The sequence below is a fragment of the Streptomyces nanhaiensis genome (genome assembly GCF_046614825.1).
Taxonomy (GTDB): Bacteria; Actinomycetota; Actinomycetes; order Streptomycetales; family Streptomycetaceae; genus Streptomyces; species Streptomyces radiopugnans.
The window spans coordinates 1-724 of the sequence record NZ_JBKJFM010000379.1 but is presented as its reverse complement, the minus strand read 5'-3'; the positions used below and the strand labels follow the sequence as shown (position 1 = coordinate 724).

General features: G+C 75.3%; 1 protein-coding gene. It reads right to left on the bottom strand.

Going from position 1 to position 724, the window contains the following annotated elements:
- Positions 1-291, bottom strand: a 291-nt coding sequence (locus ACLIYP_RS30690; RefSeq protein WP_412716336.1) for a MerR family transcriptional regulator, incomplete at its 3' end; no start/stop codon positions are given.
- Positions 292-724 lie beyond the last annotated feature (433 nt).

Below are 724 nucleotides of genomic sequence, written 5' to 3'. Positions count from 1 at the left end.
CTCCGCCGGGCCGGCCGCGCCCACCGCGCGGGCCGCGTCGGCGGCGGGCACGCCCCGGCGGACGAGCGTACGCATGCGCTCCAGCCGCTCCAGGTCCCGCGCCGAGTAGCGGCGGTGTCCGCCGCGGGTCCGTCCGGAGGGTGCGAGGCCGTAGCGGCGCTCCCAGGCGCGGAGCGCGGCGGTGCTCATCTCCAGACGCTCGGCCACCACGCCCACCGGCAGCAGGACCTCCGCCGCCTGCTGGTCGAGGGCCGGCCGCGCGGCGGCGCGGGAGGGAGGAGCGAAAGACATGGCGCCATCGTCCGCCCAGGTCGGACCGGACGCAAGTCGCCCGCTGTACAAGTTCTGCACAAGTTTGTTTGAATCAACCGGGTGCGGGCACGCGCGGAGCGACGGGCCACCCGAACGGCCCGTCGTGCCATGGAGGGGGCTGTCACACGTGCGTCGGCACAGCGCTCCTCCTGTCGCCCATCCGCGCCGCGCGGTGCCTACGCTTCACCCATCCAGAGCGCCCGAACTGAGAACATTGTCTTCAATGTTCGGGTGTGAAAACTTCTGTCCGTACGTGCGCCGGGCGTCTCGGCCCCGCGCCGGGAAGGAGCCGCGATGCGGCACCAGGCCACCGACCTGGCCCTCGCCCCTGCCAGCACCGCACCCGCACGTCCCGCGCCGGCCGCCCTGGGAGGGGCGCGGCCCGGCCGGGCCGCGCCCCTGCCGCCGCGTC